The sequence below is a fragment of the Mucilaginibacter polytrichastri genome (assembly GCF_001911425.1).
Taxonomy (GTDB): domain Bacteria; phylum Bacteroidota; class Bacteroidia; order Sphingobacteriales; family Sphingobacteriaceae; genus Mucilaginibacter; species Mucilaginibacter polytrichastri.
On record NZ_MPPL01000001.1, the window covers coordinates 3,688,091 to 3,710,003 of the forward strand.

The following is a 21,913-nucleotide window of genomic DNA, read 5'->3' on the forward strand; positions in this document are numbered from 1 at the left end:
CAGTTGGGTATTTAGTTGAGCTAAAATATAAAGTAAAACTGACTTAATAACTATTTTAAGTAGTTAATGCATCTAAGTTGCACTAAACGCGGGGATTGTATTAAAATTATTACGACTGTTTGTAAAACAGCACCTTGTAAACTAACGGTATATTAATAAAACCACAACCTCTGATTTACTATATTTGATTATCACACATCAGAAACCCAATCAATATGGCCAAGTTTTTCGATACGATCCTCCCAGCCCATACCAAATTTATCGAACACCAAAAGATGTTCTTTGTGGCCTCTGCTCCACTGAGCGCAAACGGGCATGTTAATGTTTCGCCCAAAGGGCTGGATAGTTTCCGCGTCATCAACCCCAACAAGGTAGCTTATATGGATATTACCGGCAGCGGTAATGAAACATCGGCACACATCCTGGAGAATGGGCGAATCACGATTATGTTTTGCGCCTTTGACGGCGCGCCTAATATTATGCGCCTGTTTGGACAAGGTCGAACAGTTTTACCCGTCGATGAAGAATGGGCCGAACTATCCGCACACTTTAGCCTGCACCCCTCCACCCGGCAAATTATTGTGGCCGATGTTGACAAGGTTCAAACATCCTGTGGTTTTGGCGTACCAATTTATGAGTACACCGGCGAACGAGATCAATCATACAAATGGGCCGAAAACAAGGGCGAGGATGGTTTATTAGCCTATCGCGAAGAGAAAAACCGGGTGAGTTTGGACGGGTTACCAACTGCAATGTTTTAACTGACATTTTGTTACCAAAAGCGGACAAAAAAGGGCATGGTAATTTTGCAGAATGTTTACCTTTGCAACAATTTAAAAACCTACTATGCAGTACGATGTGATTGTTATTGGCTCGGGACCAGGTGGCTATGTGGCTGCCATCCGTTGCGCCCAGCTTGGCTTAAAAACAGCCTGTATCGAAAAATATTCAACTTTTGGCGGCACCTGCTTAAACGTAGGCTGTATCCCATCAAAAGCATTGCTCGATTCGTCTGAACATTTTTATAATGCTTCGCACACCTTTAAAACCCACGGTATCAGCCTGGATAACCTAAAGGTTGATTTTGAACAAATGATTAAAAGGAAGAGCGAAGTGGTAGCGCAAACTACTGGTGGGATCTCTTTCTTGTTCAAAAAAAACAAGATCACCTCGTACCAGGGTATGGGTTCGTTTATTGATAAAAACACTATCAAGATCACTAAAACCGATGGCACTGAAGAAACCATCAGCGGTAAAAATGTAATTATTGCTACCGGTTCTAAACCATCTAACCTGCCGTTTTTACCAATTGATAAAAAACGCATCATAACATCTACCGAAGCTTTAACGCTTAAAGAAGTACCTAAACACCTGATACTGATTGGTGGCGGTGTTATTGGCCTGGAGCTGGGTTCTGTTTATGCCCGCTTAGGCGCCAAGGTGTCTGTGATAGAATACATGGATTCTATTATCCCTACCATGGATAAATCATTGGGGAAAGAGTTGCAAAAGGTATTGGCCAAACAAGGTATGGAGTTTTACCTGGGCCACAAGGTTACCGGTGCCAGTGTTAAAGGCACCAACGTTACCGTAACGTTTGATACACCTAAAGGCGAAAAGAAAGAACTAAAAGGCGATTATTGCCTGGTAGCTGTTGGCCGTGTTGCCTACACAGATAAATTAGACTTAGAAAACATTGGCCTTACCGTTGAAGAACGTGGCCGCAAAATTACGGTTGACGAGCATCTGGAAACCAGCGTTAAAGGCGTTTACGCCATTGGCGATGTGGTACGCGGTGCTATGCTGGCCCACAAAGCCGAAGATGAAGGTACTTTTGTGGCAGAAATTATAGCCGGACAAAAACCACACATTAACTATAACCTGATACCGGGTGTAGTTTACACCTGGCCAGAAGTTGCCAGCGTGGGTTATACCGAAGAGCAGCTGAAAGAAAAAGGCGTTAAGTTTAAACTGGGTGTATTCCCTTTCAAAGCCAGCGGACGCGCCCGTGCAAGTATGGATACCGACGGTTTTGTTAAAGTACTGGCCGATGAAGCTACAGACGAAATTTTAGGTGTACACATGATAGGCCCGCGTGCGGCAGATATGATTGCCGAAGCCGTAGTTGCCATGGAGTACCGTGCCAGCGCCGAAGATATTTCGCGCATGAGCCACGCCCACCCAACTTATACCGAAGCTATACGCGAGGCCTGCCTAGATGCAACTGCTAAGCGTGCGATACATATTTAGTTAATAGTGAGCTGTTGATTAGGTGAGTTTTGCCTGGTTGATTAAGTTATTATAAGGTTGCAGGAAACATATCCTGCAGCCTTTTGTATTTTTAGAGAATATAAAAAGATTTACAACTTTGCCGTCATTGCTTCGTACCTCGCAGCAGTGACGGGCAGAGTTTAGAACGATCGGACCGGGCTTAGACAATATAAATGAACATCACAACTTACATAGCCATCACCCTCCTCACCATCGCCATAATGGAAGCACTCTCATGGGCGATGCATAAGTACTTGTTCCATGGGCCACTATGGTTTATCCATAAAACACATCACGGGCACAACAAGCACAAATGGTTTGAATTGAATGATATATTTAGTATCCTGTTTGCCGGGTTATCCTTATGGCTGATGTGGGCTGGTCATTTTAATTTAGATTATCGAATGTGGATTGGTGTCGGTATTAGCTTATATGGTATAATATACTTCATTTTTCACGATTGGTTTATTCATAACCGCTTTAAGCCTTTTAAAACCAACAATGGCTATCTGCTAAATATCCGCAGGGCGCACAAGATCCATCATAAAAGTATGAAGAAATGGCCAAGTGAAGAGTTCGGGTTGCTGGTGGCGAGCAAGAAGTATGGGAAGAAGTAGGAAGCGATTTTAATACAAGTGCCCTCTCCACCCGTCATGCCGAACTTGTTTCGGCACCCCACAGGACAGGTTTACACGTGGATATTCACCTTTACATTGCCATATACTTATCGCTTTTATACTTAGCATTTGGGATGCCGAAACAAGTTCGGCATGACGATGTAATATATTGGAATGACAAACTGGTTTAACAAATTAATTCCGAAATTCGCCCCAAACACCAATACACGCCATGCTTCAGATACAGGAAAACGCTTCACTTACAAACTTCAACACCTTTGGTATAGCGGCTAACGCACGTTATTTTACTGAGATTACCCACGAAGATGATTTGGTTGAGCTATTCCTGGATGAGCAATGGCGGCACCTGCCACGACTAATTTTGGGCGGAGGCAGCAATATGCTGTTCGTTACTGATTTTGATGGGCTGGTGATCCGCATGAATATTCGTGGTATTGAGCACCGTATTAGCCATGACCATGTTATTGTTGAAGCAGGTGCAGGCGAAGTTTGGAATGAGCTAGTAACCTACTGTGTTAACTATGGCTTTGCCGGCATGGAAAACCTGAGTTTGATTCCCGGTTCGGTTGGGGCATCTCCTATCCAAAATATCGGTGCTTATGGTGTGGAATTAAAAGATGTATTCCATAGCTGCCGCGCGTTTGAGATTGCAACAGGTGAATTTAAAACTTTCCTGAAGGATGAGTGCGGTTTCGGTTATCGGGAAAGTGTATTTAAATCGGCACTCAAAGGGCAATACATTATTACACAGGTTAAGTTTGAGCTCTCTTTAAACCCTAACCTCAATTTGGGTTACGGTGCGATACAACAGGAACTCGAAAAAAACAATATTGCCAATCCTACTATTAAGGATATATCAGCAGTGGTGTCGCGCATTAGGGTATCAAAACTACCAGATCCATCTACCATTGGTAATGCGGGCAGTTTTTTTAAAAACCCGGTAATTGGCGAGGAGTTGTTTAAACAGATCCACAACCAGTTTCCGGATGTGGTGAACTACCCTACTACTGATGGCGTTATTAAACTGGCTGCAGGCTGGCTTATTGAACAGTGTGGCTGGAAGGGTAAAACTGTAGGCAATACCGGCACCTGGAAAAACCAGGCTTTGGTATTAGTGAACCACGGAGGGGCCACCGGAAGCGAAGTGTATACATTATCGTCGCAAATCATAGACAGTGTGTACACTAAATTTGGCGTTATACTGGAGAGAGAAGTAAATATTATTAGTTAATTTTATTATTCTGAAAGAAATATTACACCTCTGTAAAGTGTACCATTATTGTTACAAAACAAATTTCAAGCCCTTTTTACACGATACACCTTAGCTATAAAACTCATAAAACCTTCATAAAAGTACTTATTTACAGACATTTACATGACGGAGGAAAAAATATCGCTAAACAATAATTATACACGTTAAATCATCTTACGCCATTGTTAACAATAAGCTAATGCCATGTTTGGCCAAAACGGCACCGTGTTTGTTTAAGTATTAATACAAAACACAAACAATATGACAAAGATTGAGTTTAACACCATGGTGCTTCGTCAGGCCAGTTCACTACGTTCATACGCATTGCACTTCACACATGATGCAGATGATGCTAACGATCTTGTGCAGGATACAATGCTTAAGGCAATAACTTATTATAATAAGTTTAAAGAAGGCACAAATTTAAAAGGATGGTTATACACCATCATGAAAAATACTTTCATAAACAACTATCGTCGTTTTGTGAAAATGAGCACATTCGTAACCAAGTCCGAAGAAATATCTTCTGCTAATCTGGTTTTCAGCTCAACAAAAAATCAAGGTGAAGCTAAATTTGTGATGGATGATATCCGCCGCGCTTTAGACAAGTTACCTGAAGATTATTATGTACCCTTCACCATGTATTTTGAAGGCCATAAATACCACGAAATTGCAGACCACTTGATCATACCTATTGGAACCGTTAAAACACGTATCCACGTTGCCCGCAAATTGCTTAAGAAAAATTTAAAGGCTTACGATAGTGGTGTTAAAAAACCGGTATACGCCGAAGAAGAATAATTGATATTTAAACTCAACAATATATAAATGAGAAGGTCGGGCTTAGTTAGCCCGACCTTTTTTGTTGATTAAAAATTGCGTTATTGCTGAAGAGGAACGACTAAAAATCCCGTAGCGACACATGCGTCGAGATTGCCACGCTATCGCTCGCAATCACAATTTTAGACAGCTCACTTATCCTTAAAATACTTAATCACCTCCCCTGCCGCAACCTGCCCGGATATTAATGCAGGCGGCACACCCGGGCCCGGCACCGTAAGCTGACCGGTATATAACATATTCTTAACCTTCCTGGCGCGCATACTTGGTTTAAAAAATGCCGTTTGTGACAGGATATTCGATAATCCGTAAGCATTACCTTTAAACGAATGGTAATCTGCCTTAAAATCATCCAGTGCATAGCTACGCTTTACTACAATATGGTTGCGGATATTGGAACCGGTAATTCGCTCAAAACGATCCAGCATCAGGTCGAAGTATTTTTCACGGGTATCGGCATTGTCTTCCAGTCCGGGAGCAATGGGCATCAGAAAAAAAAGATTCTCACCATTAGCCGGGGCAACATTATCATCAGTTTTAGAAGTGCAGGCAACATAAAACAAAGGCTTATCCGGCCACTTAGGCTGGGTGTAAATATCGGCAGCATGCTGTTCAAAATCTTCGTCGAAGAATAAGTTATGATGCTGGATGCCCTCTATCTTACAATTAGTGCCAATATAGAATAATAAGCTCGATGGAGACATAACCCGCTTGTCCCAATATTCTGGACTGTAATTACGATCTGCTTTCGTTAACAGAGTTTGGTCTACGTGCTCATAATCGGCACCGGCTACTACAAAATCGGCTTTAAAATCTCCTTGGTTAGTTTTTATATTAGAGACAACTCCGGCTGCCGTTTCAATCGAAAGCACCTCTGTATTTAGTTTAATCTCTACGCCTAGTTCCTCGGCAGTTTTAACCATGGCTTTCACAATTTCGTGCATGCCACCCATTGGGTACCAGGTACCCAATGCCAGGTCGGCATAGTTCATCATGCTGTACATTGCCGGAGTGTCCTGTGCCGTGGCACCCAGAAACAATACCGGGAACTCCAGCATTTTAATCAGCTTCGGGTTTTTAAAGTATTTACGCACATGCTTGCTCATGCTGGTAAGCAATTGGATACTGAAACTTTTTTTAATAAGGTTCCAATCAATAAACTCACCTATATTATGCGAAGGGCGAAATACGTATTCGCCCATGCCAACCTTATATTTATATTCGGCTTGCTGTAAAAATTCTTTTAGTCTGGTGCTGCTGCCGGGTTCCAGTTCTTCAAACAAGGCTTCGAGTTGCTGCATATCGGCAGGCACATCCATAAAATCAGCTTTACCGTAATAAATGCGGTAACCTGGATCAAGGCGTTTCAAATCATAAAAATCTGACGGCTTGTGCCCAAACAAAGCAAAATAATTTTCGAACACATCCGGCATCCAATACCAGCTGGGGCCCATATCAAACTTAAAACCATCAGATTCCCAGATGCGTGCACGCCCACCAGGCTGATCGTTTTTTTCTAAAATAGTAACTTTAAAGCCCGCCTTAGCCAAAACGCTGGCGGCAGACAGGCCGGCAAAACCGGCACCGATAATAATAATATTGGGGGGTGTGCTATTATTCATATGTTGCAGACATCACAAAGTAAGCAATTGTTTGTTGTAGCTACACGCTAATCCTTAAAATATGTACATTTGATTATAGCGCTGATGACCCCCATGACATTATACGATGAAACTTGTTTCGAGTGCAGTAAGCTAATCACAGCCAAATACAGCACATCTTTCAGTAAAGGAATTAAATCTTTTGATAAACGTTTTCGTAATCCTATTTACGCCATCTATGGCTTTGTAAGGTATGCCGATGAGATAGTAGACACCTTCCATGAACACGATAAATTACAACTGATCAGTGAGTTCAGAGCCGATGCTTTTGAGGCTATTTCTCGCGGTATCAGTACCAACCCTGTGCTGCAATCTTTCCAACAGGTGGTTAATCAATATGGCATCCATCATGATCTTATCGATTCGTTTTTACGATCTATGGAAATGGACCTGGATAACAAGGTTTATAACCGCGAAAGTTATTGCACCTACATCTACGGCTCGGCCGAAGTAATTGGACTAATGTGCCTGCAGGTGTTTTGCGAAAACGACACCGTATTATACGAGCAACTGCGACCCAAAGCATGCAGCCTTGGAGCGGCATTTCAAAAAATCAACTTTTTGCGCGACGTAAAGTCAGATTTTGAAGAGCGTGGCCGTACCTACTTTCCTAACATTGATTTTAATAACTTTACAGAAACAGATAAGCAACATATAGAAAAGGAGATAAAACGCGATTTTGATGCAGCTTTAGAAGGCATTATAAAACTGCCCACTGGCGCTAAACTGGGTGTTTATGTGGCTTACGTATATTACCTGCAGCTCTTTAAAAAAATAAGCCAGACACCAGCAAGTATCATCGTACAAAAACGCATCCGGATATCTAACAGGCGTAAAATAGCGTTGTACTTTAAAGCAGTGTTGCAGCAAAAGTTAAAAGCAATTTAATGATTAAAAAGTATTTACTATTCCTGGTGCTTATTCTAACCACTGTAATTGGTTTGGCAGACAGTCCGCAGCCCAATATAGCCAACCTGCGTAAACAGCTGATGCAAGCCATTGACCGTAAACAAACCACAGATTCATTATACCAAAGCCTGGGCTCAATGGAACAACGGTCGGGCTTAATTAATGGCTATATGGGTGCTTTAGAGGCGCTCAAAGCCAAACATACCTGGAACCCATACTACAAAATCAAATACCTTAATGACGCCGAAGGCACCTTTAAACAGGCCGTTTCACAAGATCCGCATAACATAGAGATCAGGTTTATGCGATTTTCTGTTGAGCATAATGTACCGGGCTTTTTGGGCTATAACAAAAACCTAGCTATAGACAAGCAAGAAATGATCCGCCAGATTGAGTTAAAAAACTATGGCACTGCAGATAAAGAACTGGTAGTAACGGTTATTAAATTTATGATCGATTCCAAACAGTGTAATAGTGATGAAAACACAAGCCTCCATAAACAGTTAGCTGCCCTAAAGTGAAATATACCTACCTGCTTATTAACTTGCTAACGGTTATTTTCCCAATTGCGCTGTCGTTTGATAAAAGGGTGCATTTTTATAAAAACTGGCGGTTTATATGGCCGGGCATGGCTATTACCGGTTTAATCTTTTTATTTTGGGATGTGTTATTCACTGTTAAAGGCGTATGGTCATTTAACGATCATTACATTATCGGCATCCGTATATTTCAGCTTCCGCTGGAAGAAGTACTTTTTTTCCTCACGGTGCCTTTCTCCTGCATTTTTATTTACGAATGCCTTAACTATTACGTTAAATGGCAAATACCACAGGGGTTTAGTAAAGCTATATCAGTTGCACTAATGCTGGTTAGCTTAGTGCTTGCGGTTGTGTACCCAAACAGCTTATATACCATAGTTACCTTCAGCCTGCTTTATGCCTTAACAGGTTTGGTGCAGTTAATATTTAAAGCACAATGGCTTAACCGTTTTTATTTGGCCTTTATAGTAAGCCTGATACCATTTTATGTTGTGAATGGCATATTAACATCTATCCCGATTGTACTATACAATAATCATCAAAATATGGGCTTAAGGATAGGCACTATTCCCTTTGAAGATCATTTTTACTCTATGACCCTATTGATGATGAATGTAGGCTTTTTTGAATACTTCAGGCATAAAAAAACCAGCCCTGTATGAGCGAACTACCTGTGTATACCAAATCGCAGCTGGCCTTGCGTAACGGGCAGGATAAGCCACAGATATGGGTTGCCCTCAACGGCATTATTTATGACGTTACCGAAAGCCGACTGTGGCGCAACGGCAAACATTACGAGCATTGGGCCGGCCAGGATTTAACAGCCGAACTGGCTGACGCCCCACATACAGAAACAGTATTTGAGAAGTTTGTAGTTGTGGGGAGTTTGGGCTAATTCCCCCATTATTATTGCGGAATATGAAGCAATGACAATTTGAAGCAATACGTTTCGCATATTACTAAAAAACCCCGCGACAATAGAGTAACGGGGTTCTTTAGTATTTTACTTTACGCTGCAAAGCAATGTAAAAAGCGCTAATAATATAATTATTTAGTCGCTGTGTTTTTTGATTCCTGAACTTCTAAACGGATAGCCTGAGCTAAGTTTTTTAAGTCTTGCATACCCTTACGAACGCGTGTTCCGGCAGCGCTGTTACCTTTGTTGTAGAATTTGTCCGCATCACCTTCCAAAGAGGCGATCAGATCTTTCACTTCAGTAAATTTTTTCATTTTAAGTTACTCCTTTAATTAGTTGAGGTTTAATTGTTTTAACTAAGGCTAATCTAAACTCTTTTTTTATTAAAAAAAAATTTACAGGTCGAAATATGGCTCTAAAGTGCTTTTTTAGCATTTTTCGGGATGCTAAATAGTATTCCTCATCATTATTTTAACAGATGCCCTATAATTTTAAAACTTATAATAAACGAGCGGTATTTTAAGCACGTATTAATACCCGCTCAACAACGTATTTATACCTACAAGGCCTCCCGGTCAAGGCATTAGGCTTGAACAGCGTTATATAGTAAACAAAAAAGACTTTCAGCTAGCTGAAAGTCTTTTTTGTTTATGATGGTGTTATTGTATTAAGCTACAACAACATTTTCTTTATAATCACCCGCTTTAAGCTTTTCATGTACAATGCTCAGGGCTTTTAAAGTAGCCTCAACATCTTCGATGGTATGCAATGCGGTAGGTATCAAACGCAATTCTATTAAACCTTTAGGTATAACCGGATAAACCACTATTGAGCAGAAGATACTGTGATTTTCGCGCAGGTCGCGGGTTAAACTGGTTGCTTCCAGCAGATCGCCTTTTAAAAATACCGGGGTAACCATGGTATTGGTGATACCGATATCAAAACCGTTATCCTTTAAACCATTTTGCAGGGTAGTGGCAATTTTCCACAGGTTATCGCGTAACTCGGGGCGTGATTTTAGCAGTTCGAAACGCTTCTGTAAACCAATTACCATTGGCATAGGCAATGCCTTGGCAAATGTTTGCGAACGCATGTTATAACGTAAGTAGTTTACAATATCCTGGTTGGCGGCCACAAACGCACCTATACCGGCCATTGATTTGGCAAACGTACCAAAGTAAACATCTATATCTTCAATACAATCCTGTTCTTCGTGCGTGCCGGCGCCTGTTTTACCCATGGTACCAAAACCATGTGCATCATCTATCAGCAAACGGAAGTTAAATTTCTGCTTTAAGGCAATGATCTCTTTAAGCTTACCCTGCGCACCCGACATGCCAAATACACCTTCGGTAATTACCAGGATACCGCCGCCGGTTTGGCCAGTTAAGCGAGTTGCACGCTCCAGTTGCTTCTCAAAGCTTTCGATATCATTATGCTGGTAAACAAAGCGTTTACCCATATGCAGGCGTACACCATCAATAATACAGGCATGCGATTCGGCATCGTACACAATTACATCATTACGATCAACCAGTGCATCTATAATAGATACCATGCCCTGGTAACCGTAGTTCAGTAGAAATGCATCTTCTTTACCTACAAACTCGGCCAGGCCTTTTTCAAGGGTTTCATGCTGCGTAGAGTTACCAGACATCATGCGGGCACCCATTGGGTACGCCATACCGTAATCTGCAGCTGCTTTTGCATCTGCCGCTCTTACTTCGGGATGATTGGCCAGGCCCAGATAGTTATTTAAACTCCACACCAAATGCTCTTTCCCTTTAAAATACATGTGCGGCGCTATTTCACCCTCCAGTTTGGGGAATGAAAAATATCCGTGCGACCATTTTTGATGCTGGCCCAGCGGCCCGCCCATGCTTTTTGCTATCTTGTCAAATAAATCCAAAACTTCTTATTCTAAATTTTGCCAATAATATACAAATATAACCGTATTTAACGCTCAGACAATGGTTATAACTTTTTATAATGGGTTATAACAAAAAAGCCTTTGTAAAGTTATATAAAGGCTTAGTTTATCATTGGTTAGCAAATTAATCTACATTGTCATGCAAAAACGAGTTGTTCTTTCTGATCTCGGTTTGCCCATCAGTATCAGTTAATGAGAATCTGGAGATCTGGCTCTCGTCTGACATTGGTGTTTGCTGCAACGCAATTTCTTTACGTTTATAGGCAGGTACGTTTTCCAACTCCTGCAAATTACCATTGCGCAGCTTCATGCTCAGGTCTTTTAAGCGCATAATACGCTCGCGAGATTTACGCAACTGCTCCTCGATAGTTTCGTCTGTCTTATGGTCGTCTGCTCCTGCAACCGGTTCTGGTTCGGGTTCAGGCTGTGCCACAGGCTCTGCTTGCGCCACCGGTGCAAAATTCATTACAGATTCTGTTACCTTAAAGGTAAATTCCATGCCCGGGTCTGTTTCTGCAACTGGTGCTGCAGGCTCTTCCGGCATTAAGCTGTGCTTAATAACCGCGGGCTGTTGCTGCTGTTGTGCTTCTTCGCCTTTGGCAAACAGGTCAAATAAACCGGTTTGTTTTTGTCCCTCTTTTTTCAGGAACATCTCGGCATTAGCATTTGCCTCTTCTGTTTTTGGCGTTACAAACTCATTAATCGGTCTAATCAGCGGTGCATTCTCGGGCACCAGCATAGATACTACCTTTTTATTGTTATGCTCTTTTTCGCGTTCGTCTTTAGTTTGGAAGCCGGTTGCAATGATGGTTACCGAAAGCTTATCGCCCAGGGCCTCATCTTTACAGTTACCCCAGATCAGGTCGGCAGCTAAACCGGCTTCTTCCTGTATGTAGTCTGTAATTACAGATACCTCATCCATCGTAACCTCTTTATCGCCAGAGCTGATGTTTAACAGGATGTAGCGTGCGCCTTCAATCTCGTTATCTTTCAACAACGGAGATGATAAAGCACCTTCTACAGCGCGCAATGCACGGTTTTCACCTTCTGCTGCGCAGCTACCCATTATAGATACACCACTGTCGCGCATTACTGTGCGCACATCTTTAAAGTCTACGTTGATATAACCCGGTAAGGTGATAATCTCGGCAATACCTTTGGCGGCAGTAGTTAATATATCATCGGCCTGCGCAAAGGCAGAACCTAGTGTTAAGTTTCCAAATATCTGGCGAAGGCGGTCATTAGAAATTACCAGAAAAGAATCTACGTTTCTTTTCAGTTCTTCCAAACCTTCTTCGGCCTGCATTTTCCGGCGCTTACCCTCAAAAGAGAAAGGCATGGTAATAATACCCACGGTAAGGATATCCATTTCGCGGGCTGCCTTGGCTATAATTGGGCTTGCACCTGTACCTGTACCACCACCCATACCGGCAGTAATAAAAAGCATTTTGGTGTTAACACCCAGCATTTGTTTAATATCATCGATGTTTTCGATAGCCGAATTTTTACCAACTTCTGGTATAGACCCTGCTCCCATCCCTTCGGTTAAACTGGCGCCTAATTGTACCTTGTTAGGAATCGGACTTAACTCCAATGCCTGGGCATCTGTATTACATATAATGAAGTCTACCCCCATAATACCTTGACGGTACATGTGGTTCACTGCATTACCACCGCCGCCTCCAACACCAATTACTTTGATGATCGAGGATTTTTCTTTTAACATTTCAAACTGCATGATCTTAATTTTCAGCTAAATGAATACTGGATAATATTTGATTTTGCTTATTGTAATAATAAATGTTTTTCCACACAGTTTATTAACAAATGTCAACAATGTGGAAAACTTCTTAATTGTTAGTTTATTTAAGAAAATCCTCGTCTTTGATGTCGTCTTTAATGAAACGTTTACCCGTTTCAAGGATCTTGCCTAACAAGCCGAACTTCTTGTCGTCTGTATATTTCTGTTTCTCAATTTTAGCTTGGGTTGGTGCTGTTTGCTCCATGTTATCATATTCCGTCTTCTGAATCCCCTTTATCAGCAGCCCGATACCGGTTGCGTAAGTTGGGCTTTGCAGTTCTTCGTAAATATTTTTAGGCAACACTTCGTTTTTAGCTAAATGCTCGTTAGGGTAACCCACGCGGCAATCTAAACCAGTTACGTACTCTACCAGTTGTGGCAAGTGCTTTAATTGCGCGCCACCACCAGTAATTACAATACCACCAATCAGTTTTTTCTCGTAGCCTGATGATTTGATCTCGTAATAAATATGCTCTACGATCTCTTCCATACGGGCCTGTATTACATAGGCCAGGTTTTTAACAGAGATTTCTTTCGATTCGCGGCCACGCAAACCGGGTACGCATACAATCTCGTTCTCTTTATTTTCATCAGCCAAAGCAGAACCGAATCTCACTTTCAGTTGCTCGGCGATGTTACGCATTACAGAACAACCCTCGCGGATATCTTCAGTTACGCTGTTACCACCAAAAGGGATAACCGCAGTATGACGGATGATACCTTCGTGGAAGATAGCCACATCTGTAGTACCGCCACCTATATCAACCAGCACAATACCAGCCTCTTTTTCTTCATCGCTTAAAACAGATTCAGAGGATGCTAACGGCTCCAAAATAAGCTCCTGGCTTTCCAGATGGGCTTTGGTTACACATTTCACAATATTTTTAATGGCCGTTACCTGGCCCGATATAATATGGAAGTTAGCTTCAAGACGTACGCCTGCCATACCAATAGGGTCTTTAACGCCCGGTTCGTTATCTACCGTAAACTCCTGCGGTAACACATGGATAATCTCCTCTCCCGGAGGCATTACCAGGTTATACATGTCTTCGATCAGTTTCTCGATATCCTTACGGCTGATCTCAGAATTTAAATCGCGACGGGTTATTAATCCGCGGTGCTGCAGGCTTTTAATATGCTGGCCGGCAATACCCACGTTAACCACCCTAATTTCTACGTTTGATTGTGCGCCTGCAACTTCTACCGCCTGGGTAATGCCCTGTACCGTTTTATCGATATTAGATACCATACCACGCGTAACACCGGCCGATTCGGCTTTGCCGATACCCAGTATTTCTATTTTTCCGTTTTTGCTACGGCGGCCCACAATTGCACAAATTTTTGTAGTACCAATGTCGAGGCCTACAATAATTGGCGAAGTTTTGTCGAGTGTTGAGCTTTTGTCCATAATCAATTCTTAATATGCGATGTGTCCTGAATCTGTTTCTTTAACGTATCCGGTTTTGCCACAGCCGAAGCTGGTTTAACCGAACCGTCTTTATTAGTACTGTCTTTTTTTACGCCAATAACCTGGTTGGCGTACTTAATATTAATGAGTTTATAGGCCTCCCAGCCTACTCTCGGTATAGCCTGCTTGTAAAAAGCAAGCAGATTGCTGAATTTGCTTTGTAACGAATCTGCATTACCCAGCAAAATCCTGTCGTTACCCACGCGTGGTATCAGCTCCATTTCGTGCTGCTCATTTACATAGATCTGCGCTATCTGCGCATTCCATAAAGTGTCTTTAGATATAAAAGCAGCCGTTTTAAAAACCTGTTTGGCCATGTCTGTATGCAGGGTATCTATCTTATTGCCAAAAGGCTCTTCGATAAAACCGTTGGCGGCAAGCACCCGTGCGGTAAAGTTGTTAGACAGCGGCACTTTTAAACCATGCTCATCTACGTAAAAATCCCTATCAAACTGGGTCATCATACGTAAAATAGGCGTGCGCTGCGTAACCTCTACCCTTATTACACCATCCATGTCGGCATATACTTGTGCCGTTTCTATAAAAGCATTAGCCTTTAATTTATTCTCGAGGTCGTGCATGTTGATACCTGCAATTCTGCGACCTATTAATGTATTGGTACTGTTTAAATGTAAAATATTATCAATCTCCTCCTTGTCTATAAAATATTGGTTGCCCGGTATGTACACCTTCACATCCCTGCAAATTACACCAGACTCTTTACTACTGATGAAACTCATGAGCACAACAACCCCACTAAGAGATGCTACCCATGCCAGCCCGATCAATATTGGTTTCCAAACCTTTTTTTTAAACATCGCTTAGTATGTGTTTTAAAGGTTGAACCAATTGATCTATATCTCCTGCACCTACGGTAAGCACCAGCTCCGGCATTTCGCTTTTGATGTGCGCCAGCGTTTCGGCTTTGCTTAATATCTTTTTATCTGCCAGGGTTATTTTATCCAGCAGCATTTGCGAAGTCACACCTTCAATAGGTAACTCGCGTGCCGGGTAAATATCCAGCAGTATCAGCTCGTCTGCCATGCTCAGCACTTCTGCAAAACCGTCGGCAAAATCGCGCGTGCGGGTAAACAGGTGTGGCTGAAATATGGCCGTCAGCTTTTTATCCGGGTAAATTCTTTTTACGGATGATATGGCCGCCCGCAATTCTTCGGGGTGGTGGGCATAATCATCTATATAAACATGCTCAGGTGTTTTAACCAGATACTCGAACCTGCGTTTAACCCCACGGAAAGCAGTCAGTGCCGCTTTAACTTTCTCCGGCTCTACATCAACCAATAAAGCAGCCTGTATAGCAGCTACGGCATTTTCTACATTATGGATGCCGGGGATGCCTAAATGAATATCATTGATGCTAACTTCAGCATTCTTAAAATCGAAGTAGAACTCTCCTTTTTCTATCCTGATATTTTCGGCATAAACATCGGCATGCTCTTTAATGCTGTAGGTTAGCGTACTATCAATCTCCAAACCTTTTTTAGCAATCACATTACCGCCTGGTTTCAATTGCGAAACGAATAGCTTGAATGATTCATTCAGATGATTATGATCTCCATAAATATCCAAATGATCGGCATCCATCGAAGTAACAATGGCAATATCGGGGTGCAGGGTGAGGAACGAGCGGTCATACTCATCTGCCTCAACCACCATAATATTGTTTTTACCGTACAGCACATTGGTGTTGTAGTTTGATGCTATACCCCCTAAGAACGCCGAGCAATCTCTGCCCGAATGTTTAAGGATATGCGCCACCATGCACGATGTAGTGGTTTTACCATGCGTACCGGCAACAGCAATGGTATACATGCCCTCGCTTAAAATACCAAGCACCTGCGAACGCTTAAACAGCTCAAATCCTTTATCAATAAAGAAATTCAGGATCTTCGAATTTTTAGGGATAGCCGGCGTCCAGATTACCAGCGTATGCTCATCCGGCGAATGAAAATCGGCCGGGATCAATGCACTGTTATCTTCAAATACAATTCCAATACCTTCTTTACTTAATTCACTCGTAAGCGGGGTACTGGTTTTATCGTAACCACAAACAGCGTAGCCCAGGTGTGCAAAGTAGCGGGCAAGGCCACTCATGCCTATGCCGCCAATGCCTACCAGGTAAACCCGTTGTATGTTACTTAATTTCATAATCGGTTAAATCTCTCTTTATTTAATTAGCTTAATTACTTCGTAAGCGATGTCTTTATCGGCATTTGGCTGAGCCAGCGCACCGATGTTTTTACTTAATGTAACCTGCTTGTTTTTATCATTCAATAACTCTAAAACCCGGTCAACCAGTTTTGCTTCGGCATCACGATCTGCCACAAAAAGTGCAGCATTATCATGTACCAGGGCTAAAGCATTTTTAGTCTGGTGGTCTTCGGCCACATTTGGCGAAGGCACCAGGATCACCGGCTTTTTAACGATGCACAATTCTGCAATAGTGCCAGCACCTGCACGTGAGATAATTACATCGGCAGCGGCATAAGCCAGATCCATGCGACTCAGAAACTCGGTGATCACCACGTTTTCGTGATGCTCTTTACCCAGTTCATCCATCACCGTTTTGTAATAGGTTTTGCCTGTTTGCCAGATCACCTGTACATCAGCATCAATCAGTTTTTGCAAACCGGCATGGATACTTTTATTCAGCGTGCGTGCACCAAGGCTTCCGCCTGTAATTAGTATCGTTTTCTTTTCGCTCGATAGCTTTAACAGCTCTAAAGCTGCCAAACGTTTTTTGGCTATATCAACCGAATCTTTACGAACGGGATTACCAGTCTTGATGATCTTATCGGCAGGAAAAAATTGCTCCATGCCATCAAAAGCCACACAAATTTTTTCGGCCTTTTTACCCAGCCATTTATTAGTTATACCTGCATAAGAGTTTTGCTCTTGAATTAGGTATGGTATCCCCTTTAACGAAGCAGCATACAACAGTGGGCCAGATGCATAACCACCAACACCAACTGCAGCATCAGGTTTAAAATCTTTGATGATTTGGATAGCCTTAATCACACTCTGCGCCAATTTAATGGGGAACATCAGGTTTTTCATGATAGAGCCACGCTGGATACCCTGAATATTTAACCCAATAATTTTATAACCTGCCGCCGGAACTTTTTCCATTTCCATACGGCCAAGCGCACCAACAAACAAAATCTCGGTATCGGGATTAAGCGCCTTTAAAGCATTGGCAATTGATACCGCCGGGAATATATGCCCGCCAGTACCACCACCACTTATAATGATGCGTGGTGCTGAATCTTTTGTATCGTGCTGCTTTCCCATTTAGTATCTTTATCCTTAATCTTTTGTCTCTTCCTTCCCTTCAGGGTCGGGTAGCTTACGCCATTTCTATTTCGCCAACTACTACTTTATTGCTTTCTCTTTTATTAGTCTCTTTTAAACTTCCTTCTTTACCAACCGCATTTTCGCCGGTGGTTTCATCAATATGCCTGCTAACCGACAGGATAATCCCGAACGCCACACTTGTGAACAATATCGATGTACCACCCATACTTACCAGCGGTAATGGCACCCCGCTCACCGGGCCCAAACCTACCGCAATAGCCATATTGGCAAATGCCTGTATGGTTAAACTAAAACTTAGCCCAGCCGCCAGCAATGCACCAAAGGCCTTGGGCGCTTTGGTTACTATTTTAACACACCGGTAAAGCAGAAAAAGATAGATGGCGATAACTAATAGGCCACCGATTAAACCATACTCTTCTACTATTGTTGCATAAATAAAATCTGAATACGATTGCGGTAAATAATTACGCTCTGTACTATTACCCGGCCCCTTACCAAACACGCCGCCGGTAGCGATAGCTATCTTGGCATGGTCGGCCTGAAATGATTTATCCGAATTGGTATGTTCGGGGTGCATAAAGGCTTCGATCCGCGATTTGTAAGTAGCGCGCCTTGGGCCTAACAACACCACACCTGCTAATAGAAATGCACCTGCCAAACATACTACCGCAATTTGCTTAACGCTGATACGGCCCATAATGAGCAGCAAAATACTTACACCAAAAAGCATTAAAGCGGTAGAAAGATTTGCCAGTGCAATTAAAATAAATACCACACAAACCGAACCCATAATAGGGATAAAGGATTGCTTAACATCCTTAATATTTTCCTGCTTACGCGATAACGTACGTGCCAGGTAAGTAATCAAAGCCAGCTTGGCCAAATCCGACGTTTGGAAGGTTAAGCCTGTGCCCGGGATAGCCACCCAACGGCTGGCATCATTTACGTGGCTACCAAATATCAGCGTATAAATAAGTAATGGAATGGTGATAGCCATCAGCACTTTGGATATACCGGCGTAATAACGGTAATCCAACTTGTGCGAAATATACATCAGCGCAATACCGCCGAAGATCATGAACATGTGTTTCATCAGATACCGCTCTGCACCGGTATCATGCTGATATGCAATGGTACCCGTTGAGCTATAAACTGCCATCATAGAAATGGTAGACAGCAGTATTACGATCAACCAGATCCAGCGATCGCCTTTTGTTCTGCTAAGTATGTTATCCAATGCTATGTTCATGTCTTCTCTATGTTTATAGGATTTACCATCCCACCATCCCGGACTTGTTTCGGGGCCCCACATGCTAAGTATATCTTATACCTGTGATGTGCGCTGCTGAAACAAGTTCAGCATGACGCTCTTTTTTATATAACCTATCCTCCCGTCATCCCGAACTTGTTTCGGGATCCCACTTGCTAAGTATATCTTATACCTGTGCTGTGGGGTGCTGAAACAAGTTCAGCATGACGTTCTTTTTTCATATAACCTATCCTCCCGCCATCCCGAACTTGTTTCGGGATCCCACTTGCTAAGTTGCCGACCTGTGATGTGGGGTGCTGAAACAAGTTCAGCATGACGTTTTTTTTATATAATTCTTGATTCTCTTACAAATCCATTACTGCTTTTTTAAACTGGTCGCCCCTGTCTTCGTAACTTTTAAATAAATCGTAGCTGGCGCAAGCCGGTGATAATAAAACGGTATCGCCTTTTTTAGCCAGGTGGTAAGCTACATATACTGCTTCTTGCGCCGACTGGGTATCAACAATCTCCGTAACCAGGCCTTTAAAAGCGTCGTGTATCCGTTGATTATCTTTACCTAAGCAAACAATGGCTTTAACCTTTTGCTTAACCAAATCGTTCAGCATGGTATAGTCGTTGCCTTTATCAACACCGCCCATAATGAGGATGATCTCTTTTGGTGTGCTCTCTAATGCATACCAGGTTGAGTTAACGTTGGTGGCCTTTGAATCGTTAACGAAGTTGATACCAGATATTTTACCCAACTGCTCTAGCCTGTGTTCAATATTCTTGAAATCGCCCATGCTTTCGCGAATGGTTGAATTTCTTAACTCAAGCACTTTTGCTACAATCCCGGAGGCCATAGAATTGTGAATGTTGTGCTTTCCCTGCAGCGCCAGTTCGTTGATCGACATAATAAATGTTTCTTGTAGTTGGTTAGTTTGTATAATGATGTTATCATCCTGGTTTAAATAAGCACCAGGCTGTATTTTATTTATAATGGAGAACGGAAGCTGTTGCGCACCAAAAGTGCGGCTTTCCATTCCTTTTATCGTTTCTTCGTCATCGGCGCAATAGATAAAATAATCTGCGGCCGTTTGATTTTGTGTAATGCGGAATTTTGATGCCACATAGTTTTCCAGTTTGTAATCATACCGGTCTAAATGGTCGGGCGTAATGTTGAGCAGTATGGCTATATCAGCCTTAAACCTGTACATATCGTCGAGCATAAAACTGCTGATCTCTAACACGTAGTAGTCGAACTGCTCGGTAGCCACCTGGTAAGCAAAGCTTTTACCTATGTTACCTGCTAAACCCACGTTTAAGCCCGCCTTGCTCAAAATATGATAGGTAAGTGCGGTAGTGGTTGTTTTACCATTCGACCCCGTAATGCAGATCATTTTAGCATCGGTATAGCGGCCTGCAAACTCAATCTCCGAGATTACCGGCGTGCCTTGCGCCCTTAGTTTTTTCACCATTGCGGCTTCCTCGGGTATACCAGGGCTTTTTACTACTTCGGTAGCATTTAAAATCTCGCTTTCGGTATGCTGCCCTTCTTCAAAGCGGATATTCCAGTTTTGCAACTGGGTTTTATATTTACCGGCAATGGTGCCCATGTCAGAAACAAACACATCAAAACCCTGCTGTTGGGCAAGATACGCCGCCCCAACACCGCTTTCGCCGGCACCCAGGATGACAAGTTTTTTCGATATGTTATTTTTTTCGCTCATTTTATTTAGCCTCACCCCAACCCTCTCCGGGGGAGAGGGAGTTTTGAGTTATTATTTATTCTCTTTTTTTTATCTCTTACTTATAGAAAGTCTTGATTCTTGTCTCTCGATTCTTGGTTCTCTCCCCTATCGTATCTTCAGCATCAGCACCGTTACTATGGCCAGCATTATGCCGATGATCCAGAAGCGGGTTACAATTTTCGCCTCGTGGAAACCTTTTTTCTGATAGTGGTGATGCAGCGGCGCCATCAGGAAAACCCTGCGGCCCTCGCCAAAGCGCTTCTTGGTGAATTTAAACCACCCCACCTGGATGATAACCGAAAAGTTCTCGACCAAAAACACGCCACATAATATGGGTAGCAATAATTCCTTGCGAATCATGATGGCAAAAACGGCGATGATACCGCCTATTGCCAAACTGCCTGTATCGCCCATAAATACCTGGGCCGGGTATGAATTATACCATAAAAACCCTACGCAGGCCCCAACAAATGCACCGGCAAAAACCACCAGTTCGCCCGAATTGGGGATGTACATAATATTGAGATAATCTGCTATCATGGTGTTACCCGATACATAAGCCAGTACAGCCAGCGTAATACCGATAATGGCAGAAGTACCTGTTGCCAAACCATCTATACCATCGGTAATATTAGCCCCGTTGGAAATAAATGTGACAATGAAAATCACAAAAAACAGAAACACTACCAGCGCATACTCCTCGTAACCGTGGCCAAAAAACTTTAACACCTTGGCGTAATCAAGCTCGTTATTCTTATAGAACGGCATAGTGGTTTTAGTCGATTTTACATCCTGGGTATAAACCGGGGTTTTGCCCTTCCAATGAAAATCAACAGGGGCATCATATTTAACCGGAAGTTTTACTTCCTGGCGGATGATGATGTCTGTATGGAAATACATTGTCCAGCCGATAATGAGCGACAAACCAACCTGTCCAATAATTTTAAACCTGCCTGCTAATCCTTCTTTATTCTTTTTAAATACTTTAATATAATCGTCTAAAAAACCGATAGCACCTAACCAAACCGTGGTAATCAGCATCAGGATCACATAGATATTACCCAGCTTGGCAAACAATAAAGTAGGAATTAAAATACCCAGCAAAATTATAATACCACCCATTGTAGGGGTACCCTGTTTTTGCATCTGGCCTTCCAAACCTAAATTCCGCACTGTTTCTCCAACCTGTTTGTAGCGGATATAGTCAATCAGTCTCCTGCCCCAAACCGTAGTTACGATAAGTGAGGTGATAACTGCCAGTGCCATCCTGAATGTGATGTACTGAAACAGCCCCGATCCCGGGAAACTGTAGTTCTTGTCTAAATAGCTAAACAGATAATATAACATGCTCTTCT

The 21,913-nt window shown here is 42.4% G+C and carries 20 protein-coding genes; 9 read left to right on the forward strand and 11 right to left on the reverse strand.

Annotated elements, in window-relative coordinates; genetic code table 11:
- Positions 1-215 precede the first annotated feature (215 nt).
- The 5 genes from RG47T_RS15575 to RG47T_RS15595 all read left to right on the forward strand — a co-directional run bounded on the left by RG47T_RS15575 (position 216) and on the right by RG47T_RS15595 (position 4,962).
- Positions 216-761, forward strand: coding sequence for a pyridoxamine 5'-phosphate oxidase family protein (locus RG47T_RS15575; protein WP_074490325.1), 546 nt, complete (start codon positions 216-218; stop codon positions 759-761).
- An 85-nt stretch (positions 762-846) separates the two neighbouring features.
- Positions 847-2,250 carry a dihydrolipoyl dehydrogenase gene (gene lpdA / locus RG47T_RS15580; protein WP_074490326.1) on the forward strand — a complete coding sequence of 468 codons (1,404 nt, stop codon included), beginning with the start codon at positions 847-849 and terminating at the stop codon, positions 2,248-2,250.
- 194 nt (positions 2,251-2,444) lie between these two features.
- Positions 2,445-2,888 (forward strand): sterol desaturase family protein, encoded by a 444-nt coding sequence (locus RG47T_RS15585; RefSeq protein ID WP_074490327.1) that lies wholly within the window; start codon positions 2,445-2,447, stop codon positions 2,886-2,888.
- Between the two features lie 232 nt (positions 2,889-3,120).
- Positions 3,121-4,140: a UDP-N-acetylmuramate dehydrogenase gene (gene murB / locus RG47T_RS15590; protein WP_074490328.1), complete on the forward strand. Its 1,020-nt coding sequence runs from the start codon at positions 3,121-3,123 to the stop codon at positions 4,138-4,140.
- A gap of 282 nt (positions 4,141-4,422) precedes the next feature.
- Entirely contained in the window at positions 4,423-4,962 is a 540-nt protein-coding gene (locus tag RG47T_RS15595) for an RNA polymerase sigma factor (RefSeq protein ID WP_074490329.1), read from the forward strand.
- A gap of 170 nt (positions 4,963-5,132) precedes the next feature.
- On the opposite strand, the gene crtID is transcribed toward RG47T_RS15595, so the two are convergent.
- Positions 5,133-6,623, reverse strand: a complete 1,491-nt coding sequence (crtID, locus tag RG47T_RS15600; protein ID WP_074490330.1) for a bifunctional phytoene desaturase/3,4-desaturase — start codon at positions 6,621-6,623, stop codon at positions 5,133-5,135.
- 93 nt (positions 6,624-6,716) lie between these two features.
- Between crtID and RG47T_RS15605 the strand changes: the two genes are divergently transcribed.
- The 4 genes from RG47T_RS15605 to RG47T_RS15620 are packed head-to-tail and all read left to right on the forward strand — an operon-like array spanning position 6,717 to position 9,005.
- The gene (locus RG47T_RS15605) at positions 6,717-7,550 is read left to right on the forward strand and encodes a phytoene/squalene synthase family protein (protein ID WP_074490331.1); all 834 of its coding nucleotides are present in this window, start codon (positions 6,717-6,719) and stop codon (positions 7,548-7,550) included.
- Entirely contained in the window at positions 7,550-8,092 is a 543-nt protein-coding gene (locus RG47T_RS15610) for a hypothetical protein (protein ID WP_074490332.1), read from the forward strand. Before RG47T_RS15605 ends, RG47T_RS15610 begins: the two co-directional genes overlap by 1 nt.
- On the forward strand, positions 8,089-8,772 hold the full coding sequence (locus RG47T_RS15615; protein ID WP_074490333.1) for a lycopene cyclase domain-containing protein: 684 nt from the start codon (positions 8,089-8,091) through the stop codon (positions 8,770-8,772). The genes RG47T_RS15610 and RG47T_RS15615 overlap by 4 nt, the downstream gene beginning before the upstream one ends.
- Positions 8,769-9,005, forward strand: a complete 237-nt coding sequence (locus tag RG47T_RS15620) for a cytochrome b5 domain-containing protein (RefSeq protein WP_074490334.1) — start codon at positions 8,769-8,771, stop codon at positions 9,003-9,005. Before RG47T_RS15615 ends, RG47T_RS15620 begins: the two co-directional genes overlap by 4 nt.
- A 152-nt stretch (positions 9,006-9,157) precedes the next feature.
- On the opposite strand, the gene RG47T_RS15625 is transcribed toward RG47T_RS15620, so the two are convergent.
- The 10 genes from RG47T_RS15625 to mraY form a co-directional block, all read right to left on the reverse strand.
- Positions 9,158-9,340 carry a BF3379 family histone-like protein gene (locus tag RG47T_RS15625; protein WP_074490335.1) on the reverse strand — a complete coding sequence of 61 codons (183 nt, stop codon included), beginning with the start codon at positions 9,338-9,340 and terminating at the stop codon, positions 9,158-9,160.
- Positions 9,341-9,693: 353 nt separating this feature from the next.
- Entirely contained in the window at positions 9,694-10,935 is a 1,242-nt protein-coding gene (locus RG47T_RS15630; RefSeq protein ID WP_074490336.1) for an aminotransferase class I/II-fold pyridoxal phosphate-dependent enzyme, read from the reverse strand.
- A 145-nt stretch (positions 10,936-11,080) separates the two neighbouring features.
- Positions 11,081-12,694 carry a cell division protein FtsZ gene (gene ftsZ / locus RG47T_RS15635; RefSeq protein ID WP_074490337.1) on the reverse strand — a complete coding sequence of 538 codons (1,614 nt, stop codon included), beginning with the start codon at positions 12,692-12,694 and terminating at the stop codon, positions 11,081-11,083.
- Between the two features lie 124 nt (positions 12,695-12,818).
- Positions 12,819-14,165 carry a cell division protein FtsA gene (gene ftsA / locus RG47T_RS15640; protein WP_074490338.1) on the reverse strand — a complete coding sequence of 449 codons (1,347 nt, stop codon included), beginning with the start codon at positions 14,163-14,165 and terminating at the stop codon, positions 12,819-12,821.
- Positions 14,166-14,167: 2 nt separating this feature from the next.
- Positions 14,168-15,043, reverse strand: a complete 876-nt coding sequence (locus RG47T_RS15645) for a cell division protein FtsQ/DivIB (RefSeq protein ID WP_074490339.1) — start codon at positions 15,041-15,043, stop codon at positions 14,168-14,170.
- Positions 15,036-16,391 carry a UDP-N-acetylmuramate--L-alanine ligase gene (murC, locus tag RG47T_RS15650; protein ID WP_074490340.1) on the reverse strand — a complete coding sequence of 452 codons (1,356 nt, stop codon included), beginning with the start codon at positions 16,389-16,391 and terminating at the stop codon, positions 15,036-15,038. Before murC ends, RG47T_RS15645 begins: the two co-directional genes overlap by 8 nt.
- A gap of 18 nt (positions 16,392-16,409) precedes the next feature.
- Positions 16,410-17,534 (reverse strand): undecaprenyldiphospho-muramoylpentapeptide beta-N-acetylglucosaminyltransferase, encoded by a 1,125-nt coding sequence (murG, locus tag RG47T_RS15655; RefSeq protein WP_074490341.1) that lies wholly within the window; start codon positions 17,532-17,534, stop codon positions 16,410-16,412.
- Positions 17,535-17,589: 55 nt separating this feature from the next.
- Positions 17,590-18,807, reverse strand: coding sequence for an FtsW/RodA/SpoVE family cell cycle protein (locus RG47T_RS15660; RefSeq protein ID WP_171972541.1), 1,218 nt, complete (start codon positions 18,805-18,807; stop codon positions 17,590-17,592).
- Positions 18,808-19,172: 365 nt separating this feature from the next.
- Positions 19,173-20,537 (reverse strand): UDP-N-acetylmuramoyl-L-alanine--D-glutamate ligase, encoded by a 1,365-nt coding sequence (murD, locus tag RG47T_RS15665; protein WP_074490342.1) that lies wholly within the window; start codon positions 20,535-20,537, stop codon positions 19,173-19,175.
- A 126-nt stretch (positions 20,538-20,663) separates the two neighbouring features.
- Complete coding sequence (mraY, locus tag RG47T_RS15670; protein ID WP_074490343.1) at positions 20,664-21,905, reverse strand: phospho-N-acetylmuramoyl-pentapeptide-transferase; 1,242 nt, start codon at positions 21,903-21,905, stop codon at positions 20,664-20,666.
- Positions 21,906-21,913 lie beyond the last annotated feature (8 nt).

Excerpts from the sequence above, each read along its gene's own strand:
- RG47T_RS15575 (WP_074490325.1), top strand. The coding sequence starts at position 216 with ATGGCCAAGTTTTTCGATACGATCCTCCCAGCCCATACCAAATTTATC.
- mraY (WP_074490343.1), bottom strand. The coding sequence starts at position 21,905 with ATGTTATATTATCTGTTTAGCTATTTAGACAAGAACTACAGTTTCCCG.
- RG47T_RS15595 (WP_074490329.1), top strand. The coding sequence starts at position 4,423 with ATGACAAAGATTGAGTTTAACACCATGGTGCTTCGTCAGGCCAGTTCA.
- RG47T_RS15585 (WP_074490327.1), top strand. The coding sequence starts at position 2,445 with ATGAACATCACAACTTACATAGCCATCACCCTCCTCACCATCGCCATA.
- RG47T_RS15610 (WP_074490332.1), top strand. The coding sequence starts at position 7,550 with ATGATTAAAAAGTATTTACTATTCCTGGTGCTTATTCTAACCACTGTA.
- RG47T_RS15660 (WP_171972541.1), bottom strand. The coding sequence starts at position 18,807 with ATGAACATAGCATTGGATAACATACTTAGCAGAACAAAAGGCGATCGC.
- lpdA (WP_074490326.1), top strand. The coding sequence starts at position 847 with ATGCAGTACGATGTGATTGTTATTGGCTCGGGACCAGGTGGCTATGTG.
- RG47T_RS15620 (WP_074490334.1), top strand. The coding sequence starts at position 8,769 with ATGAGCGAACTACCTGTGTATACCAAATCGCAGCTGGCCTTGCGTAAC.
- murB (WP_074490328.1), top strand. The coding sequence starts at position 3,121 with ATGCTTCAGATACAGGAAAACGCTTCACTTACAAACTTCAACACCTTT.
- ftsZ (WP_074490337.1), bottom strand. The coding sequence starts at position 12,694 with ATGCAGTTTGAAATGTTAAAAGAAAAATCCTCGATCATCAAAGTAATT.
- ftsA (WP_074490338.1), bottom strand. The coding sequence starts at position 14,165 with ATGGACAAAAGCTCAACACTCGACAAAACTTCGCCAATTATTGTAGGC.
- murD (WP_074490342.1), bottom strand. The coding sequence starts at position 20,537 with ATGAGCGAAAAAAATAACATATCGAAAAAACTTGTCATCCTGGGTGCC.
- RG47T_RS15625 (WP_074490335.1), bottom strand. The coding sequence starts at position 9,340 with ATGAAAAAATTTACTGAAGTGAAAGATCTGATCGCCTCTTTGGAAGGT.
- murC (WP_074490340.1), bottom strand. The coding sequence starts at position 16,391 with ATGAAATTAAGTAACATACAACGGGTTTACCTGGTAGGCATTGGCGGC.
- crtID (WP_074490330.1), bottom strand. The coding sequence starts at position 6,623 with ATGAATAATAGCACACCCCCCAATATTATTATTATCGGTGCCGGTTTT.
- RG47T_RS15605 (WP_074490331.1), top strand. The coding sequence starts at position 6,717 with ATGACATTATACGATGAAACTTGTTTCGAGTGCAGTAAGCTAATCACA.
- murG (WP_074490341.1), bottom strand. The coding sequence starts at position 17,534 with ATGGGAAAGCAGCACGATACAAAAGATTCAGCACCACGCATCATTATA.
- RG47T_RS15645 (WP_074490339.1), bottom strand. The coding sequence starts at position 15,043 with ATGTTTAAAAAAAAGGTTTGGAAACCAATATTGATCGGGCTGGCATGG.